Source organism: Aminobacter sp. SR38 (genome assembly GCF_014843375.1).
Taxonomy (GTDB): domain Bacteria; phylum Pseudomonadota; class Alphaproteobacteria; order Rhizobiales; family Rhizobiaceae; genus Aminobacter; species Aminobacter ciceronei.
This window is the reverse complement of the sequence record NZ_CP062112.1, coordinates 2,410,245-2,427,452: the sequence shown is the minus strand read 5'-3', so window position 1 is coordinate 2,427,452 and position 17,208 is coordinate 2,410,245. Positions and strand designations below refer to the sequence as shown.

Below are 17,208 nucleotides of genomic sequence, written 5' to 3'. Positions count from 1 at the left end.
ACCTCGCTCGACGCCCTGTTTGGGTCGGTTGCCGCCAAGCCAGACGGTTCGGAGGTGATGGCAGCGCTGAAAGCGGCGGCGCGCGAGCGCATCCTGATCCTCGATGGCGCGATGGGTACCCAGATCCAGGGGCTCGGCTTCGACGAGGACCATTTCCGCGGCGACAAATTCACCGGTTGCGCCTGCCATCAGCAGGGCAACAACGACCTCTTGATCCTGTCGCAGCCCAAGGCGATCGAGGAGATCCACTACAAATACGCTATCGCCGGCGCCGACATCATCGAGACCAACACCTTTTCGTCGACCTCCATCGCCCAGGCCGACTACGGCATGGAGGACATGGTCTATGAGCTCAATCGCGACGGCGCGCGGCTGGTCCGCCGCGCCGTCGTCCGAGCGCAGCAGGAAGACGGCAAGCGCCGCTTTGTCGCCGGCGCGCTCGGGCCGACCAACCGCACCGCCTCGATCTCGCCTGACGTCAACAATCCCGGCTACCGCGCCGTCACCTTCGACGATTTGCGCATCGCTTACGGCGAACAGCTGCGTGGCCTGATCGACGGCGGCGCCGACATCATCCTGATCGAGACCATCTTCGACACGCTCAACGCCAAGGCGGCAATCTTTGCCTGCGACGAGATCTTCATCGAAAAGGGCGTGCGCCTGCCGGTGATGATTTCGGGCACCATCACCGACCTGTCCGGCCGCACATTGTCCGGCCAGACGCCGTCGGCCTTCTGGAATTCGGTCCGCCATGCAGATCCGTTCACGGTCGGCCTCAACTGCGCGCTTGGTGCGGCCGCCATGCGCCCGCATCTGGCCGAACTGTCCGATGTCGCCGAGACCTTCATCTGCGCCTATCCCAATGCCGGCCTGCCCAACGCCTTCGGCCAGTATGACGAGAGCCCCGAATTCATGGCCTCCCAAGTCGAGGACTTCGCGCGCGAGGGTTTCATCAACATTGTCGGCGGCTGCTGCGGCTCGACGCCTGAGCACATCCGCGCCATCGCGCAGGCTGTCGCCAAATATCCACCGCGCCAGGTGCCGGAGCTCAAGCCGCAGATGCGCCTGTCGGGCCTCGAGCCGTTCACGCTCACCGACGAGATCCCCTTCGTCAATGTCGGCGAGCGCACCAACGTCACCGGCTCGGCCAAGTTCCGCAAGCTGATCACATCAGGCGACTATGCCGCCGCCCTCGACGTCGCCCGCGACCAGGTCGTCAATGGCGCGCAGATCATCGACATCAACATGGACGAGGGCCTGATCGACTCGAAGAAGGCGATGGTCGAGTACCTCAATCTTATCGCCGCCGAACCCGACATCGCACGCGTGCCCGTCATGATCGACAGCTCCAAATGGGAGGTGATCGAGGCCGGGCTGAAATGCGTCCAGGGCAAACCGATCGTCAATTCGATCTCGATGAAGGAAGGCGAGGAAGCCTTCCTGCATCATGCCCGGCTGTGCCGGGCCTATGGCGCTGCCGTCGTCGTCATGGCATTCGACGAGCAGGGTCAGGCCGACACTAAGGCGCGCAAAGTCGAGATCTGCACTCGCGCCTACAAGCTCTTGACCGAGCAAGCCGGCTTCGCGCCCGAGGACATTATCTTCGATCCCAACATCTTCGCTGTCGCCACCGGCATCGAGGAGCACGACAATTACGGTGTCGACTTCATCGAGGCGACGCGGGAAATCACCCAGACCTTGCCGCATGTCCATGTCTCGGGCGGCGTGTCGAACCTGTCGTTCTCGTTCCGCGGCAACGAGCCGGTGCGAGAGGCGATGCACGCCGTGTTCCTGTATCACTGCATCCAGGCCGGCATGGACATGGGCATCGTCAATGCCGGCCAGCTCGCCGTCTATGAATCGATCGACCCGGAGTTGCGCGAGGCCTGTGAGGACGTCGTGCTCAACCGCCTGCCCAAGGCCGGCGGCACCGCCACCGAAAGGCTGCTGGACATTGCCGAGCGCTTCAAGGGCGCGGCCGGCAAGGAAGCCAAGGAGCGCGACCTTGCCTGGCGTGACTGGCCTGTCGAGCAACGCATCAGTCACGCTCTGGTCAACGGCATCACCGAGTTCATCGACGCCGATACCGACGAGGCGCGGCTGAGGGCCGAGCGTCCGCTGCACGTCATCGAAGGCCCACTGATGGCCGGCATGAATGTCGTCGGCGATCTGTTCGGTGCCGGCAAGATGTTCCTGCCGCAGGTCGTCAAGTCGGCCCGTGTCATGAAGCAGGCGGTGGCCGGCTTGCTGCCACATATGGAGGCGGAAAAGGCGGCCAACGCCGCTAACGGCATCGACAATGGCGAACGCCAGACTGCCGGCAAGATTTTGATGGCAACGGTGAAGGGCGACGTCCATGACATCGGCAAGAACATCGTCGGCGTCGTGCTGGCCTGCAACAACTACGAGATCATCGATCTCGGCGTCATGGTGCCGGCAACCAAGATCCTCCAGGTTGCCAAGGACGAGAAGGTCGACATCATTGGCCTGTCCGGCCTGATCACGCCCTCGCTCGACGAAATGGCGCATGTCGCCGCCGAAATGGAGCGCGAGGGGTTCGACATTCCGCTGCTGATCGGCGGCGCCACCACGAGTCGCGTCCACACCGCGGTGAAGATCCATCCCCGCTACAGCGCCGGCCAGACAGTCTACGTCACCGATGCCAGCCGCGCTGTTGGCGTTGTCTCCAACCTGCTGTCCCCTGAGGCCAAGGGCAGCTACGTTGAACAGGTGCAAGCCGAATACCAGAAGGTCGCCGACGCCCATCACCGCGCCGAAGCTGACAAGCAGCGATTGCCGTTGGCCAAGGCGCGTGCCAATGCGCACAAGGTCGACTGGTCATCTTATGCGCCGCCGAAGCCAACCTTCCTCGGCACCAGGGTGTTCGAAGCCTGGGACCTGGCCGAACTGGCCCGCTACATCGACTGGACGCCGTTCTTCCAGACCTGGGAACTCAAGGGCCGTTACCCCAAGATCCTCGAGGACGAGAAGCAGGGCGCCGCGGCGCGCCAGCTGTTCGACGACGCGCAGGCGATGCTCCGCAAGATCATCGACGAGACATGGTTCGCGCCCAAGGCCGTCATCGGCTTCTGGCCGGCCAATTCGGTCGGCGACGACGTCAGGCTGTTCACCGACGAGGCACGCAGCGAGGAGCTTGCCACCTTCTTCACCCTGCGCCAGCAGCTGACCAAGCGCGACGGCAAGGCCAATGTCGCACTGGCCGACTTCATCGCTCCCGCCGACAGCGGCAAGCCGGATTATCTCGGCGGCTTCGTGGTCACTGCAGGCATCGAGGAAGTGGCGATCGCCGAGCGCTTCGAACGCGCCAATGACGACTACTCCTCGATCATGGTCAAGGCGCTGGCCGACCGTTTCGCAGAGGCCTTCGCTGAACGCATGCACGAGAAGGTGCGCAAGGAGTTCTGGGGCTACGCGCCTGATGAAAACCTCGCGCCCGACGACCTGATCGGTGAGCCCTATCGCGGCATCCGTCCGGCGCCGGGCTATCCCGCCCAGCCCGACCACACCGAAAAGGTGACCTTGTTCCGCCTGCTCGATGCCGAGAAAACCGCCGGCGTCAGCCTCACCGAAAGCATGGCGATGTGGCCGGGCTCGTCGGTCTCCGGCATCTATCTCGCCCACCCCGAGAGTTATTATTTCGGCGTCGCCAAGGTCGAGCGCGACCAGGTCGAGGATTATGCGCGGCGCAAGGGCATGACCATCGCCGAGGTCGAGCGCTGGCTCGGGCCGATCCTCAACTATGTGCCGGCATCGTTCGCCGAAGCGGCCGAATAGCAACACGGTGACATCACATGGGCTCTGTCGCCTTTGCGCTGAGCCCGTGTCGTTTTCATGCTCGTGCCCGGCCACCAATCCGTGGTCTGATCCGGTCATGTTCAAGGTGCTGCTTCGAGTGTGAGACGAAGCGGAGAATTGGGAAGCCGGTGAGAAGCCGGCGCTGCCCCCGCAACGGTGGCGGAGTTATTGTTTCGACGGGAGACCACTGGGCCAGCCGGCCTGGGAAGGTGTCGAGACAGTCCGAAAGGACAGCTCCGAAGCCCGGAAACCAGCCTTGAACCTGACAGAACTCGACTGATCGCGGTGGGCGGTCAAGAGGCGGATCGTTGCTGCACGGACCTCTGCGTCCGCCGGCTGGCGTTCTTCCCAAATCAAGCCACCCGTTCAGTCCTTGGTGCGAGGACAGGACATGGATGCGAAGAACGAAATGCTGAAGCTGCTGCGCGGACGCCGCGACGGGTTCAGCCTGGCACAGCCCTTTTACACCGACCCGGATTTCTACCGGCTCGACCTCGAGCTGATCTGGTACCGCGACTGGCTGTTTGTCGGCCATGACTGCGAACTGGCCAAGCCGGGCAGCTTCTTCACCGTCCAGGTCGGCGACTATCCCGTCGTGCTCGTCCGCGACCAGAAGGGTGAGTTGCGCGCCTTCCACAATTCCTGCCGGCATCGCGGCAGCCGCGTCTGCACCACGGACAAGGGTACGGCGGCCAAGCTCGTCTGCCCCTATCACCAGTGGACCTACGAACTCGACGGCCGCCTGCTGTTCGCGCGCCAGATGGCGGAAGGTTTCGACAAGAGCCAGTTCGGCCTGAAGCCGGTCGCCTGCGAATCCGTCGGCGGCTACATCTTCATCTGCCTCGCCGACGAGCCCGCCGACTTCGCGCCGATGCGGGGCATGGTCGAGCCGTACCTGCTGCCGCACCGGCTGCGCGAAGCCAAGGTCGCCTTCGAAAGCACAATCGTCGAGAAGGGAAACTGGAAGCTGGTCTGGGAAAACAACCGCGAGTGTTACCACTGCGCCGGCAATCACCCTGAGCTGTGCAAGACCTTTCCCGAGGCGCCGAACGTTACCGGCGTCAATGGCGCCGAAAGCGATCCCGAAATGCTGGCGCACTGGGCAAAGTGCGAGGCGGTGGGGTTGCCGAGCAAGTTCCGCATCGATGCCGGCGGCCAGTACAGGGCGACACGCGCGCCACTGCTGCGTGACGCGGTGAGCTACACCATGTCGGGCAAGCGTGCAGTGCGGAAAAACCTCTCCGACAGCGTCTCGGCCGACAGGATCGGCACGCTGCTGCTCTATCACTATCCGACAACCTGGAACCATGTGCTCGGCGACCATGCCGTCACCTTCCGCGTGCTGCCGATCAGCGCCACGGAAACGGCCGTCACCACCAAATGGCTGGTTCACAAGGATGCCGTCGAAGGCGTCGACTACGACCTGGCCGAACTGACCCATGTCTGGACCGAGACCAACGACCAGGACCGCCGCATCGTCGAGGAAAATGCCTTCGGCATCAAATCGCCGGCCTACGAGCCCGGGCCTTATTCGGAGGAACACGAGGGCGGCGTCATGCAGTTCATCGAATGGTACGTCGGCTTCATCGAACCGCGGCTGGCCGACGGCGGCAAGCCGGTCCTGCGCAACGTCGCCTGACCGGGAGAGGGGCATGAACGCGATGACCGAGCTTGGCCTTTACCGCAACCTCGACGAAATGGCGCCCTGGAACGACCGGCTCCAGGTGCTGGAGGTCATCGGCGTCACCGACGAGGCGCCCGACGTCAGGACTTTCACCTTCCGCTCCGACAACCAGACCTGGTTCCGCTACAAGCCGGGCCAGTTCGTGACGCTCGAACTGCCGGCCGAACCGGCACCCGTCATGCGCACCTACACGCTGTCGTCCAGCCCGTCGCGGCCGTTCTCCATCGCCGTCACCGTCAAGGCGCAGGCGGGCAGCGTCGGCACACGCTGGATGTTCGACCATCTGAAGCCGGGCGTCCGCATCAAGGCCTATGGCCCTTCAGGCGACTTCTCGCTGCACCAGCATCCGGCCGCCAAATATCTGTTCGTCTCGGCCGGGTCCGGCATCACGCCGATGATGTCGATGCTGCGCTGGCTCAACGACTGCGCGCCGTGGACGGACGTATCCTTCGTCAACTGCGCGCGCCGTCCGGAAGAAATCATCTTCCGGAAGGAGCTCGAACTGCTGGGCACACACATGCCCGGACTGTCGCTCGGTTTCATGATCGAGGAGCGGTCGAGCCGCGAAGGCTGGTTCGGCCATATGGGCCGCATCGATGCGGTGCGACTGCCGTTGCTGTCGCCCGACTTTCGCGAGCGTGAGGTGTTCTGCTGCGGCCCAGACCCCTTCATGCGTGCGGTGCGCGGCATGCTCGAGTCTTCCGGCTTCGACATGTCCCGCTACCATCAGGAAAGCTTTGCCGCACCTGCCGTCGAGGAGGTCCCCGCGCCGTTCTCGACGCCGGGCGAGGACAGCGAGACTGTGCCGGATGCCGTCCTGCCGGTTCGTTTCGCGTTGTCTGATGTCGACGCCGACTGCCTCTCGGGCCAGACCGTGCTGCAGACGGCGCGTGCTTCGGGCGTGCGTATTCCGGCGGCCTGCGAGTTCGGCCTATGCGGCACCTGCAAGGTCAGGAAGCTCTCCGGCGAGGTCGAGATGAGCCACAATGGCGGCATCCTCGACCACGAGATCGACGATGGCTTCATCCTTGCCTGCTGCTCGAAGCCGCTGTCGGCGATCGAGGTCGAGGCGTAGCGCAAGTCAGGAAAACCGTGCAGCGTTTTCCGTCCGGAGTTGGGAAAAGTCAGCGGTGGTGCAGCACCAGCGGCGCGCCGCCGACGTCGATGACGTCCATGCCGTAGCCAAAGACGCGGGCCAGCATGTCGGGCTGAAGTACCTCGGCCGGCGATCCGTCGGCGACGACGCACCCCGATTTCATTGCAACGATCCGGTCGGCATAGACGGCGGCGTGATTGATGTCGTGCAGCACGACGATGACGGTGCGTTTGTCGTTGTCGGCGGCCGCGCGCAGGTCACGCATCAACTGGCGGGCAAACAGCATGTCGAGATTGTTCAGCGGTTCGTCCAGCAGCATGTAGTCGGTGCCCTGGCAGAAGGCCATGGCGACCATGGCGCGCTGGCGCTGGCCGCCCGACAGATTGTCGAGGAAGCGGTCGGCGAGATCCATCAGGCCGAACTGCTGCAAGGCCGCCTCGATCAGCTTCATGTCGTTTGCGTCGATTCGCCCGCGCTGGTGCGGAAAGCGGCCGAAGCCGACGAGTTCGCGCACCTTGAGCCGGCTTGCCACCGCCGGGTCCTGGCGCAATATGGCGAGCGTCCTGGCCAGCTGGCGGCTTGGCGTCGTGTCGACCGGCAGGCCGTCGACCGAGATCGATCCGCTCTGCAGCGGCTGCAGCCGGGCGATCAGCGACAACAGGCTCGACTTGCCGGCGCCGTTGGGCCCGACCAGCGCGGTCACCCCACCCTTGGGCATGGTCAGCGACACATCCTCCAGGATTTGCGTGTCGCCGAGGCGCAACGAAACATTCTTGATCTCGATCATCGCTTGCTCGTTGTGATCAGCATGGCCAGGAAGACGAGGCCCCCCACGAATTCGATGACGACGCCGAGCGTCGCGGCACCGCCCAGAAGATGCTGCAGCACCATCTGGCCGCCAAGCAGCACGATGACGGCGGTCAGCATCGCCGCCGGCAGCAACAGGTGATGGCGGCGGCTATCGACGATGCGCTCGGCCAGCGCCACCACCAGAAGCCCGAAGAAGGTTACCGGCCCGACCAGCGCCGTCGACACCGCAACCAGGGCAGCCACCAAAAGCAGCAGCCCGGTCAGCGCCTTGGTCCATGACACGCCAAGCCCGGTGGCTCTGTCGGCGCCCAGGGCGACGATGTCGAGCAGGTGGCGCTGGCGCCAGAGGATGATGGCGGCAATCGTCGTCACCACCAGGCCGATGACGACCAGGTCCGGCCGCACCGTGTTGAAGTCGGCGTAACTCGAACCTTGGACGACGGCGAATTCGTTCGGGTCGATCAGCCGCGCGATAAGCGAGGCGAGGCAGCGGAACAGCACGCCGAGCACGACGCCGGTCAGCAGCAGCAGGCCGATGTCGAACCGCCGCCGCAGCATCGGCAGGAACAGTACCAGCGCCATGACCATCATCAGGCCGGCCTCGCCGGCGAATTTCAGGCGCGGGTCGAGCGCGACGTAACCGACGCTGCCGAGCGCCAGCACCAGCGCCATCTGGCCGAACAGGTAAAGCGCGTCGAGCCCCATGATCTGCGGCGTCAGCACCCGGTTGGCGGTCACCGTCTGGAACACCACCGTCGAGATTGCGATTGCGACGCCGACCTGAATCAGCGTCACCAGCCGCACGGCGCGCAGTTCGAGCGCGAAGGCGATGTTGCCGCGCAGGCCGATGGTCATGAAGGCAATCACCGCGATCAGGGCTGCGACAGCCATTATCAGGAGACGTTTGTCAGGCACGCTGCGCCCGCCCGAACAGGATCCACAGGAACAGCCCCGAACCGACGACGCCGAGCACGGTACCGACAGGAATTTCGTAGGGGTAGCGGATGACGCGGCTGACGACGTCACAGGCCAGCAGGAGTGTAGCGCCGGTGACCGCGACCCAAGGCAGGGCGCTCTTCAGATTGTCGCCCATCAGGCGCGAAACGAGATTGGGTACCACCAGTCCGACGAAAGGGATCATGCCGACGACGACGACGGCCAGCGACGAGATCACCGCCACCATGACCAGGCCGAGCTGGACGATGCGTTGGTAGTTGAGGCCGAGCCCGAGGCTGACCTCGCGCCCCATCGCGGCGATGGTCAGCCGGTCGGCGACCCACCAGGCCAGCGCCACCATGGCAGCCGTGATCCACAGCAGCTCGTAGCGTCCGCGCAGCACGCCGGAGAACTCGCCATTGGTCCAGACGTCGACATACTGCAAAAGGTCGGTCTGCCAGGCGATGAACGTCACCGCAGCCCCGATGACGCCGCCATAGACGAGGCCAAACAGCGGGATGAGAAAGGGCTGCGTCGGCGGCAGCCGATGCGCGATGCCAAGGAAGATCGACGTGCCGGCAAGTGCGGTCACGCTGGCGCCCAGCGTCTTCATCGCGATCGAGGCGGTCGGAAACAGCAAGGTCACGGCAAGCACGCCGAGCGCGGCGCTCTGGCCGGTGCCGGTGGTGATCGGCTCGACAAAGCGGTTGCGCACCAGGATCTGCAGCACCAGCCCCGCAATCGCCAGGCCGGCGCCGGTCAGCACCACGGCCACGGTTCGCGGAAGGCGGCTGACCAAAAGAAGCTGCAGTGCGCCAGCGTCGCTGAACACGCTGCCCATCGGCAGATCATCGACGCCGATGCTCAGGCTGACGGCAAAAAGCCCGACGAGCCCGGCGGCGACGAGCAGCCGGGCGTTGGGCAACGCTACCATCACTTGGCCTTGGCGAAGGCTTGCTCGATGGTGGACAGCACGCGATGCGTCGACTGCACGCCACCGGCGGCGATGTAGAAGTCGGGCGACGGCAGGAAGATCACCTGGCCCTTCTTCCATGCGGTCGTCTGGGCCACCAGCTCGTTGTCGAGCGTTGCCTTGGCGCCCTGGTCGTTCGAGCCGATCGCCGCGGCGCGGTCGAGCACCAGCAGCCAGTCCGGGTTGGTCTTGCTGATGAATTCGAACGAGATCGCCTCGCCATGCGTTGCCGCCTCGACGTCGGCGACAGCCGGCTCCAGGTCGAGCGTCTTGTGCACCCAGCCGAAGCGCGAGCCGGGGCCGTAGGCGGTGATCTTCGGGCCGTTGGTCATCAGGATCAGCGCCTTGCCCTTGCCCTTGACGGCCTGCCTTGCGGCTTCGACCGCGGCGTCCAGCTCCTTGGCGGCAGCGGCGGCTTCGTCCGGCTTGGCAAACAGCTCACCATAGGCGGCGAGGCGCGCTTTGGCCTGGGTCACCAGGTCGTCGCCGTCCATGGTCATGTCGATCGTCGGTGCGACCTTGGACGTCGCCTCGACCTGCGTCGACGAACGGCCGCCGACGATCACCAGGTCGGGAGCGAGTGCGTTCAGCGCCTCGAGGTCTGGCTCGAACAGCGTGCCGACGACGGTTGCGCCCTTGGCGACGTCGGCTAGCTCGGGCACGAACAGCTTGTCGGGGATGCCGGCCGGCTGGATGCCGAGGCGGTTCAGCGTATCGATCGCGGCGATGTCATAGACGGCGACCTTGGCCGGCACCTTCTCGATAATCTTGGGGCCGGTTGCGGTGGTGATCTCGACCGCAAGGGCGGGTGCGGTGGCAATAGCCAGTGCCGCCGAAAGAGTGGCCAGCAGGCGAACAAACTTCATCTGTTATCTCCGTCCTTGTCGGTGGGCGTTGGTTGAATAAAACCTTCGCCCAACACTCTTCTTTTGCGCATATCAGAAGCTGCGGGTGCGCAGCAAGACTTCGTTGGGGCTTTTCAGACGCTTGATTGCTTGTCGGTCACTGCGCAGGACATTGAAACAATCATTGCCGAACCATTCGAGCGAGGCCTCGACAGTGGGGTCGTCGCGCAGCTCTGCAAGGAAGCGCCGGTAGTCGACCTTGCCGTCGAACAGCGGCGTCATGCCTTCGCGGCTGCCGGCTGCAGCATAGACATTCGCCGGCTCGAAGACCCTGAGATCGGCGCGCGAGCGCACATTCTTGAGATGGTAATGGCGGATATGGGGACGCATCGCTGAATGCGCGGCTACGGGGTCATCGCCGCCTTCCCAGACATGCAGCGTGTCAAAATTGATCTTGAACGCCGGATGGTCGACCTCGGCGACCAGCCTGAGCGTCGAGGCGCCGCAATCGGCCAGCGTGCCGGGATGCGTTTCGGCCAGAAGTTTGAGGTCGAAATCCGCGGCGATCCCGGCAACCTCGTGCAGCCGCGCGGTGAGGATACGCCTGACCTCGGCCGGGGTATCCCGGCTGCCGCGGCTGCCGGCAAAGGTGCGGATCTTGCCCGCCCGCCAATGCCGGGCGAGGCGGCACAGGTCGACGGTCTTCTTGCGCAGCGTCTCGGCGTCGCCGTCGAGCGGCAGGTAGTCGCTGACCATCGGGACATAAAGCCCTTGCCCGGCCAGCCAGTCGGCGTCGCATTGCGGCTGGTAGGCCAAGTTACGCGCATGCGCGCCCCACAGCTCGATGCCCTGGAAGTCGTTGGCCCCAGCCCATCTGGCGATGTCCTCGAGCGAGACGAGATGATGGCGGAAGGTGATGGTGCAGAGCGAGATTTTCATTCGGCTGCTCCGAGCAGTTCGGCGGGAAGTGTGTAGGGAATGCCCTTTGTGGCGCACCAGGCCTGGAAGACCTCGCCGAGCCTGGCTTTGATCCGCCTTTCGAGCCCGTCCAGTGTGTCGAGCCGTAGCCAGACGTCGTCGGCGAGGCTGCTGTCCCCGGTCTGGGCCAGCTTCATGACGGCGTAGTGCAGCGCCTTGAAGTCCTGGATCACCCGCTCGATCTCGTCGCACCAATGGTCGAAATCGGCATTGGCCAGCTTCATCTCGCGCCAGAAGAAGGCGAAGCCGTGCTCATAGGCATATTTGCGGATCGAGATGACAGGCACCTCGCGCAGTGCCGCGCCAAGATCGGCGAGCTTGACGCCGTCCCTGCCGTCGAGATGGGCTGAAACGATGCGACGCACGCCGTCGACCAGCGGATTGTGGTCGGGCTGGTAGCAGGCAAGGAAGAAGTCGCGCAGATCGGTGGCGGCGGGCACGCGCGCTTCCAGCCGGTCGAAGATGTAGCCGCCGCCGACGGTTGGCTGGCGGATGGCGTGGATGACCTTGTCGCGGGCGATCTGACCTTCCCAGCGGAAGTCGGGATCGTTGACCTGCCAGATCTTCGGATCGTCGGTCTTCTCGATCATCAGATAATGCGGGAAGGGGTTCTGGTTGAACTTGTTCTCCCGCTCCGGCAGGTGGAACAGGTCCAGCATCACCATCAGATATTCGCTGTCGCGCTTGCGCTCGAGCAGGTCGAGCATGACGACGATGTTCTGGTCCTTCGACCGTGCCGGGTCGTACCAGCAATGCATGCCGACGCCGTAGAGCCGCTGGTACCAGGCACGGAAGAAATCGTGGTTGATCGACTTGTCGTGATAGGCGAGCTGCCAGCGCTCGTTGATGGCGAAGCCGGCGTCCCAGACGCTGAAATAGAATGGCCGCTGGTCGATGCCGGAGCGCTTCAGCGCGTCGCAAACGCTGCTGACGAAGCAATGCACCTTGATGTCGATATAGTCCTCGCCATGCACGCCTTCACCGGCAGGTGCGGGTCGCTCTGCAGCGACACTCGCCTCGCCGGTGAACAGCTGCGCCAACTCGCGTACCGTCTCGATGTCCTGGCGGTTGATTGCTTCCTCCGGCGCGGCCAGGCCGAACTCGAGCTCCAGGCTGAGGAAGATCTCGAGAATCAGCACCGAGTCGAGATAGAGGTCCTCGTTGAGCCGTGCCTCGGGTCCGAAACGCTCGACATGGGCGTGCTTCATGTGATCGTGCAGCACTGTGCCGATCGCTTCGATCACCTGTTCGGTGTTCATCACGCGACCTCCCTTGCCACTGCCGTGAACTGGCCGGCGGCATGCTGTGCCGCCACTTCGCGCCGGCTGATCTTGCCGTTGGCCTGGCGTGGTATCGCGTCGACCTGGACGATCTCCATCGGCAGCTGGTGGCTGGCGAGGTTCTGGGCGCACCATTGCCGCACGACGGGCCCCTCCAGCCGCTCGGTGGCGCTGAACAGCAGGCCGACCCGCTCGCCGGCCAGCGTATCTGCCTTGCGGAAAGCGACGGCGTCGGTGATGGCGGGCATAGACATCACCACGTCCTCGACCTCGCGCGGATAGACGTTGAGGCCGGAGACATTGATCGTGTCGTCGAGCCGGGAGACGAACACCAGCATGCCATCAGGCCTGTAGTAGCCGAGGTCGCGGGTAGCGACCTTGCCATTCGGACCGCTGACAATCATCTCCGACGGTGCAACAGCACTATTGCTGCAGCTGACCGCGTGATGGGGCAGCACGAAGCCCATGTCGGCGGCGTCGGTGACATCAGGATTGACGGCGATGCAGCCGGTTTCCGAGCAGCCATATTGCTGGAACAGATACATCGTCCGTGCCCGGATGCGGGCGAACCATGGCTCAGGCAGCACCGTGCCCGAGGTCATCGCCGCATAGAGCTTCTCGCCTTCGGGCATCAGCCGGGCCAGCGTGTGCAGCACCGCCGGCGACGAATAGAGCAATGGCCGCTCGATACCGCGCAGGGTCCTGAGCAGATATTTCGGATTGCCGGCATCGACGATGACGGGTGTGCGGCCGCGCCTCAGGGCGACGAGAATACCGCAGATCAGCCCGTAGGAATGCGTCGTCGGGCAAGCGATGACGGGCGTCATGTCTTCCGGCTTGCGGAAGGTCGCGACATAGCTTGCCACCTCGGCGTCGATCTCAGCCCAGCCGCGGGCGATGCATTTCGGCGCGCCCGTCGTGCCCGAGCTCATCTGCAGGAGCTGACCGGTGGCGCCTGGCGCGGTTTCGCTGGACAGCGTCTCGGCGTCGAGGCTGTTGAAATAGAGCGCGTGGCAGCCCGCCGCGACAGCCAGGCGGCGTGCCGCGGCATGCGGCGTTGCCGGATGGATCGGCAAGACGCTGGCGCCGATGTTGCGGATGGCGAAGAACAGCGCCAGCCAGGCCGCCATGTCGCTGAAACAGACGGCATAGCGCCCGTTCGGGTCAAGTCCGGCCCGGTCGGCGCTCTGCGCCAACATCTGCTCGAACTTCTGTCGGTCATAGTACCTGTCGTCGATCTGGAACATCGATTTTCCTTCAGGTGTCGGGGGTGGAGAGGGGGTTGGGAACGGCGTGGCTCGAACGGCCGGTGTTCAGCTTGCGGGCGAGCAGGGCTTCAGCCGTCAATGTCGGTCGCCTGAGCCCGAGCTGGTCCTGGCGCGCGCCAAGCCCGTGGGTGGCAGCATAGTCGGTCAGCATTCGCCTGATGGCTGTCCAGAAGTCGGCTTCGCGCAGGCCGTAGAATGTCTGCAAAAGGTGCGAGACCTCGGCGAGGTTGAAGACGAACAGCGCGTCCGTCACCAGTTCGCCTAGCGTCTCGACATCCTCCATCCAGTAGTACTGGTCGGGCAGCGCGTCCCGATAGGCCGGATCGAGGGCCAGGAAATCGGGCACCTTGTCCGGCTGGCGCAGGAATCCGGGCACATATTCGACGCTGTCGTGGAAGTCGCGCAGCACCAGCCGCACCGGCCAGCCGTCGCGATGGACGAGCACCATGTTCTGACCATGCGCTTCGGTGGCGATGCCGTGTCCGACGAGCAGGTGCCAGACCGGCAGCACAGCGACTTGCAACAATTGCCCCAGCCAGTTGCGGAAGCCGTGGCGGTGCACCCACACGTCGATGAAGGGGCTCCCGTCATGCTCGACAGCCATCAGTGCGTTGAACGGCACGGCCTGTTCGCCGTCGGCCAGCGTCGAGGTCACGCTGCGGCGCCAGATCGCCGCCAGATGGCCGGCCAGCGGCCCGTCGCGGCCGGCAATGATGCCGGCATATTCGCCGAGCACGACAAGCGGATAGGTCGTCTTGAACAGCGGATCGCCGGCGACGATGTCACTGAGCCAGCGCGAGATCACTGGTGCCGTGCACACGGAATGCGGCTCGATCGTCCTGAGCGACGACGAGTTGCGCATGTTCATCGACAGTTTGACATTGGCAGCGTCCGGACGATCTGCGTTGAGCAAGGTCCGGATCGACTGGCTCGCGATGTAGCGGTCGCCGGCGAAGCCGGCGAAGTGCGCCGTGCCGTCCGCCAGCCATGGCGAAAGCAGCGTCTCCCGCAGCGACTGCCACTGCCAGGGGTGCAGCGGCAGCAGCGCGAAGTCGTCCCAGCTCGCGCCGAGCTCGGCGCGGCGCCGGTTGATCGCGGCAAAGGTCTCAGCGCCGAGTTCGTCGCGCCAGAATGTCGTCTCGTCGCCGGGCAGGCGCTGGCCTATTTCGTTTCGCCGCACCAGCAGCCAGGCGAGCTGGAAGCTGTTGCCGGCTTCGGGGCCGAAATCGCGGTGATCGCTTTCGCTGAACCCTGACCGTGCCTTGAAGCACGGGTGGTAGGCATGGCCCTCGTGCAGCGCGCCTTCGAGCGCAGCGAAGCCAAGGTCGCTGCGCGTGCCACAGGGCAGGTTGCGTTCGTTCCAGCTGCAATGCGCGACCGTGCTGTACAACTCGCCCAACAGCCGGCGCTTGTCTTCCGCCGATGCCGGCAGGCTTGCCACCACCTCGTCGAGTGTCGCAGCGTGCCACGCGCCGTCGCGGCTCTCGCTCTCGATCGAGCCAGCTGAAAGGCGGATGCGACCGAACGCGCCTTTCACGCCGGTGCAACGAAACCGTTTTGCACCATGCGACCACGCGAAGATCTGCTGGGCAGCGTCACCGGCTACCGTTGTCTCGACGAGCCCTTCATACAGCACGGCCTCGACAAGCTGCCTGACCACGCGCTCATCGGGGCGGCCGGTCAGATCAAGAGGCAAGGGCACTGCCGTCTCCGTGGTAGAGGCCGGTCATCGCCGCAAAGAGCGGGTTGGGCTGGCGGGCGTAAAGCGAGCGCTCGTTGCTTGTCTGCAGCTCGTCGACATCGAACAGCCGCGTCATCAGATTGGCCTTGAACGCCACCGTCGGGCGGTCGAGTACGCCGCGGACGAATTCGCGGCCGACGCCCGATGTCGTTCGCGACAGCACCTCCAGGCGATCCCGCAGCAAGTGCAGCAGGACCTCCTCGTCGACCAGGCCGTCATGTCCCATGCGGGCGATGACCGAGAAGATCTGGTTGACGATCAGGTAGTAGGCGAAGCGGTCCTGGATATCGCGGTCGTCGTAATAGAGCGAGGCGATCTCCGCCGCCTCCGGTACATGCTGGCTGAGGCGGGCGCGATGGCGTTTCGACAGGTAGAAGCCCTGATTGTCGCGATAATAACCCGTGCTCGGATAGCCCTGGCTGATGTCGATCAGGCTGTTCTGCTGGTGCGCTTCGAGTGCCAGGCCAAAATCGTCATAGAGGCAGACCAGCGGGTCGAGCGCACAGTCGAGATAGCGCTGGAACCAGTAGCGGCAGACCAGCTCGGGATGGGTGCCGTCCCTCAGGCAGATGTTGTGGATGATGCGTTCGAGCCGCGACCATTCACCCGGCAGCGGCTCGGCGGTCAGTGCTGCGATGGTGATCTTGCCATTGCCCTTGCAGGCGACAAACGGGTTTTCGCGCAGGATCACCTCGAACCCGCTTTCGCCGCGGCCGGGCAGATCGAGCGTGATGTAGGCCGGGTCGGATATGATCCTGAAGCGGCCGTCGTCGCTGCCGATGCCGGTCCGTTGCACGAGCTTCGCCATGGCGACGCCTGCTTCCAGCTCCTTGCGGCTGTTGACCCTGAGCGAATTGGTGATCCGCACCGGCAGCGAGAACTTCAGCATCCATGGCAAATCCTTGTTGTAAACCGTGCGCACGGAGGACGTAGCGGTGAATGCCGGGCCGGCCGGACCGACGAGGCGCAGCTTGCCCGATGCCTGCAGGTCGCGGATGCCGTCGTCGAGCAAGAGCGCTTCGGCCTGCAGCGGATGCATCGGCAGCAGCATCTCACCACGCCGGGTCTCGATCTCGTCCTGGCCTGCAAGCGACGCGACGATCTCGGGTGCCGATTGCCTGGCCGCCGACTTGTGGCTGACGAGGGACGCATCGACGGCGAAATAGACAAGCTGGAAATTGCCGCGCAGCTCAGGCGCGTAGCTCGGCTCCTGCCAGGAGCTCATGCCTTGCCGGCTCTTCGGCGTCGGGTGCAGCGAATGGCCGAACACCAGCGACTGTTCGGCTGCGATGAAGCTGTCGTCGTCTTCGTCGACGCGATGCGCCTCGATGTAGCGCAGCGTCTGCTGGTAGCTCTGCAGCGCCCGGCCGAGCAGTTCGAGTTCGCAGCCGCGCATCGCATCGCCGCGCTCGTCATGCAGCTGCCTGTAGGCCTCCTGCAACAAAAGCTGGAGTGCGGCGAAGGGCTCGACATTGCGCCAGCCGCCTTCCGTCGCCCGGCGCTGCCAGACCTGTCCGAAGCGGTGCGGGCCGCAGAGCGAGTGCGACCGAAGCTCGGCGCGCAGCACCAGCTGCTGTGCTGCCAGAACCAGTTCGATGCAGGCGATGGGGTCTTCCGGTCCGACCCTGTGTTGGGTCACCCTGCCGGGCGAGATTTCGCGGACATAGCAGTTGGCGAAATTCTGGAACGTTGCGTGTTCGGCAACCTGCCGCTGCGTGAGCTTCATCTGTCGTCACCACATGGTTTGACCGATAGAGTCCCTTGCAGCAGCTAGGTATCTG

Annotated in this window: 12 protein-coding genes and 1 riboswitch; of the genes, 3 read left to right on the top strand and 9 right to left on the bottom strand. The window is 64.5% G+C overall.

Annotation, left to right across the window (positions count from 1 at the left end):
- Positions 1-57: 57 nt before the first annotated feature.
- The 3 genes from metH to IG197_RS11905 all read left to right on the top strand — a co-directional run bounded on the left by metH (position 58) and on the right by IG197_RS11905 (position 6,575).
- Positions 58-3,795 carry a methionine synthase gene (metH, locus tag IG197_RS11915; protein ID WP_371746546.1) on the top strand — a complete coding sequence of 1,246 codons (3,738 nt, stop codon included), beginning with the start codon at positions 58-60 and terminating at the stop codon, positions 3,793-3,795.
- 87 nt (positions 3,796-3,882) lie between these two features.
- Positions 3,883-4,090, top strand: a riboswitch (cobalamin riboswitch).
- Positions 4,091-4,207: 117 nt separating this feature from the next.
- Positions 4,208-5,455 carry an aromatic ring-hydroxylating dioxygenase subunit alpha gene (locus IG197_RS11910; RefSeq protein WP_192318988.1) on the top strand — a complete coding sequence of 416 codons (1,248 nt, stop codon included), beginning with the start codon at positions 4,208-4,210 and terminating at the stop codon, positions 5,453-5,455.
- A 22-nt stretch (positions 5,456-5,477) separates the two neighbouring features.
- The gene (locus IG197_RS11905; protein ID WP_192319703.1) at positions 5,478-6,575 is read left to right on the top strand and encodes a hybrid-cluster NAD(P)-dependent oxidoreductase; all 1,098 of its coding nucleotides are present in this window, start codon (positions 5,478-5,480) and stop codon (positions 6,573-6,575) included.
- Positions 6,576-6,624: 49 nt separating this feature from the next.
- Here the strand turns inward: IG197_RS11905 and IG197_RS11900 are convergent, their stop codons facing one another.
- The 9 genes from IG197_RS11900 to IG197_RS11860 all read right to left on the bottom strand — a co-directional run bounded on the left by IG197_RS11900 (position 6,625) and on the right by IG197_RS11860 (position 17,153).
- Entirely contained in the window at positions 6,625-7,383 is a 759-nt protein-coding gene (locus IG197_RS11900; RefSeq protein WP_154384602.1) for an ABC transporter ATP-binding protein, read from the bottom strand.
- Positions 7,380-8,321 (bottom strand): iron chelate uptake ABC transporter family permease subunit, encoded by a 942-nt coding sequence (locus tag IG197_RS11895; RefSeq protein ID WP_246765362.1) that lies wholly within the window; start codon positions 8,319-8,321, stop codon positions 7,380-7,382. Before IG197_RS11895 ends, IG197_RS11900 begins: the two co-directional genes overlap by 4 nt.
- Positions 8,314-9,276 carry an ABC transporter permease gene (locus IG197_RS11890; RefSeq protein ID WP_192318985.1) on the bottom strand — a complete coding sequence of 321 codons (963 nt, stop codon included), beginning with the start codon at positions 9,274-9,276 and terminating at the stop codon, positions 8,314-8,316. The genes IG197_RS11895 and IG197_RS11890 overlap by 8 nt, the downstream gene beginning before the upstream one ends.
- On the bottom strand, positions 9,276-10,181 hold the full coding sequence (locus tag IG197_RS11885; RefSeq protein ID WP_192318983.1) for a siderophore ABC transporter substrate-binding protein: 906 nt from the start codon (positions 10,179-10,181) through the stop codon (positions 9,276-9,278). The genes IG197_RS11890 and IG197_RS11885 overlap by 1 nt, the downstream gene beginning before the upstream one ends.
- A gap of 72 nt (positions 10,182-10,253) precedes the next feature.
- Positions 10,254-11,099, bottom strand: a complete 846-nt coding sequence (locus IG197_RS11880) for a sugar phosphate isomerase/epimerase (protein WP_192318980.1) — start codon at positions 11,097-11,099, stop codon at positions 10,254-10,256.
- The gene (locus IG197_RS11875; RefSeq protein WP_192318978.1) at positions 11,096-12,397 is read right to left on the bottom strand and encodes a DUF6005 family protein; all 1,302 of its coding nucleotides are present in this window, start codon (positions 12,395-12,397) and stop codon (positions 11,096-11,098) included. Before IG197_RS11875 ends, IG197_RS11880 begins: the two co-directional genes overlap by 4 nt.
- Entirely contained in the window at positions 12,397-13,665 is a 1,269-nt protein-coding gene (locus tag IG197_RS11870) for an AMP-binding protein (RefSeq protein WP_192318974.1), read from the bottom strand. Before IG197_RS11870 ends, IG197_RS11875 begins: the two co-directional genes overlap by 1 nt.
- Positions 13,666-13,675: 10 nt before the next feature.
- Entirely contained in the window at positions 13,676-15,388 is a 1,713-nt protein-coding gene (locus tag IG197_RS11865) for an IucA/IucC family siderophore biosynthesis protein (protein WP_192318971.1), read from the bottom strand.
- On the bottom strand, positions 15,372-17,153 hold the full coding sequence (locus tag IG197_RS11860; RefSeq protein WP_192318968.1) for an IucA/IucC family siderophore biosynthesis protein: 1,782 nt from the start codon (positions 17,151-17,153) through the stop codon (positions 15,372-15,374). The genes IG197_RS11865 and IG197_RS11860 overlap by 17 nt, the downstream gene beginning before the upstream one ends.
- Positions 17,154-17,208 lie beyond the last annotated feature (55 nt).

Coding starts and splice junctions, on each gene's coding strand:
- IG197_RS11910 (WP_192318988.1), top strand. CDS start 4,208: ATGGATGCGAAGAACGAAATGCTGAAGCTGCTGCGCGGACGCCGCGAC.
- IG197_RS11890 (WP_192318985.1), bottom strand. CDS start 9,276: ATGGTAGCGTTGCCCAACGCCCGGCTGCTCGTCGCCGCCGGGCTCGTC.
- IG197_RS11875 (WP_192318978.1), bottom strand. CDS start 12,397: ATGAACACCGAACAGGTGATCGAAGCGATCGGCACAGTGCTGCACGAT.
- IG197_RS11880 (WP_192318980.1), bottom strand. CDS start 11,099: ATGAAAATCTCGCTCTGCACCATCACCTTCCGCCATCATCTCGTCTCG.
- IG197_RS11860 (WP_192318968.1), bottom strand. CDS start 17,153: ATGAAGCTCACGCAGCGGCAGGTTGCCGAACACGCAACGTTCCAGAAT.
- IG197_RS11870 (WP_192318974.1), bottom strand. CDS start 13,665: ATGTTCCAGATCGACGACAGGTACTATGACCGACAGAAGTTCGAGCAG.
- metH (WP_371746546.1), top strand. CDS start 58: ATGGCAGCGCTGAAAGCGGCGGCGCGCGAGCGCATCCTGATCCTCGAT.
- IG197_RS11905 (WP_192319703.1), top strand. CDS start 5,478: ATGACCGAGCTTGGCCTTTACCGCAACCTCGACGAAATGGCGCCCTGG.
- IG197_RS11885 (WP_192318983.1), bottom strand. CDS start 10,181: ATGAAGTTTGTTCGCCTGCTGGCCACTCTTTCGGCGGCACTGGCTATT.
- IG197_RS11900 (WP_154384602.1), bottom strand. CDS start 7,383: ATGATCGAGATCAAGAATGTTTCGTTGCGCCTCGGCGACACGCAAATC.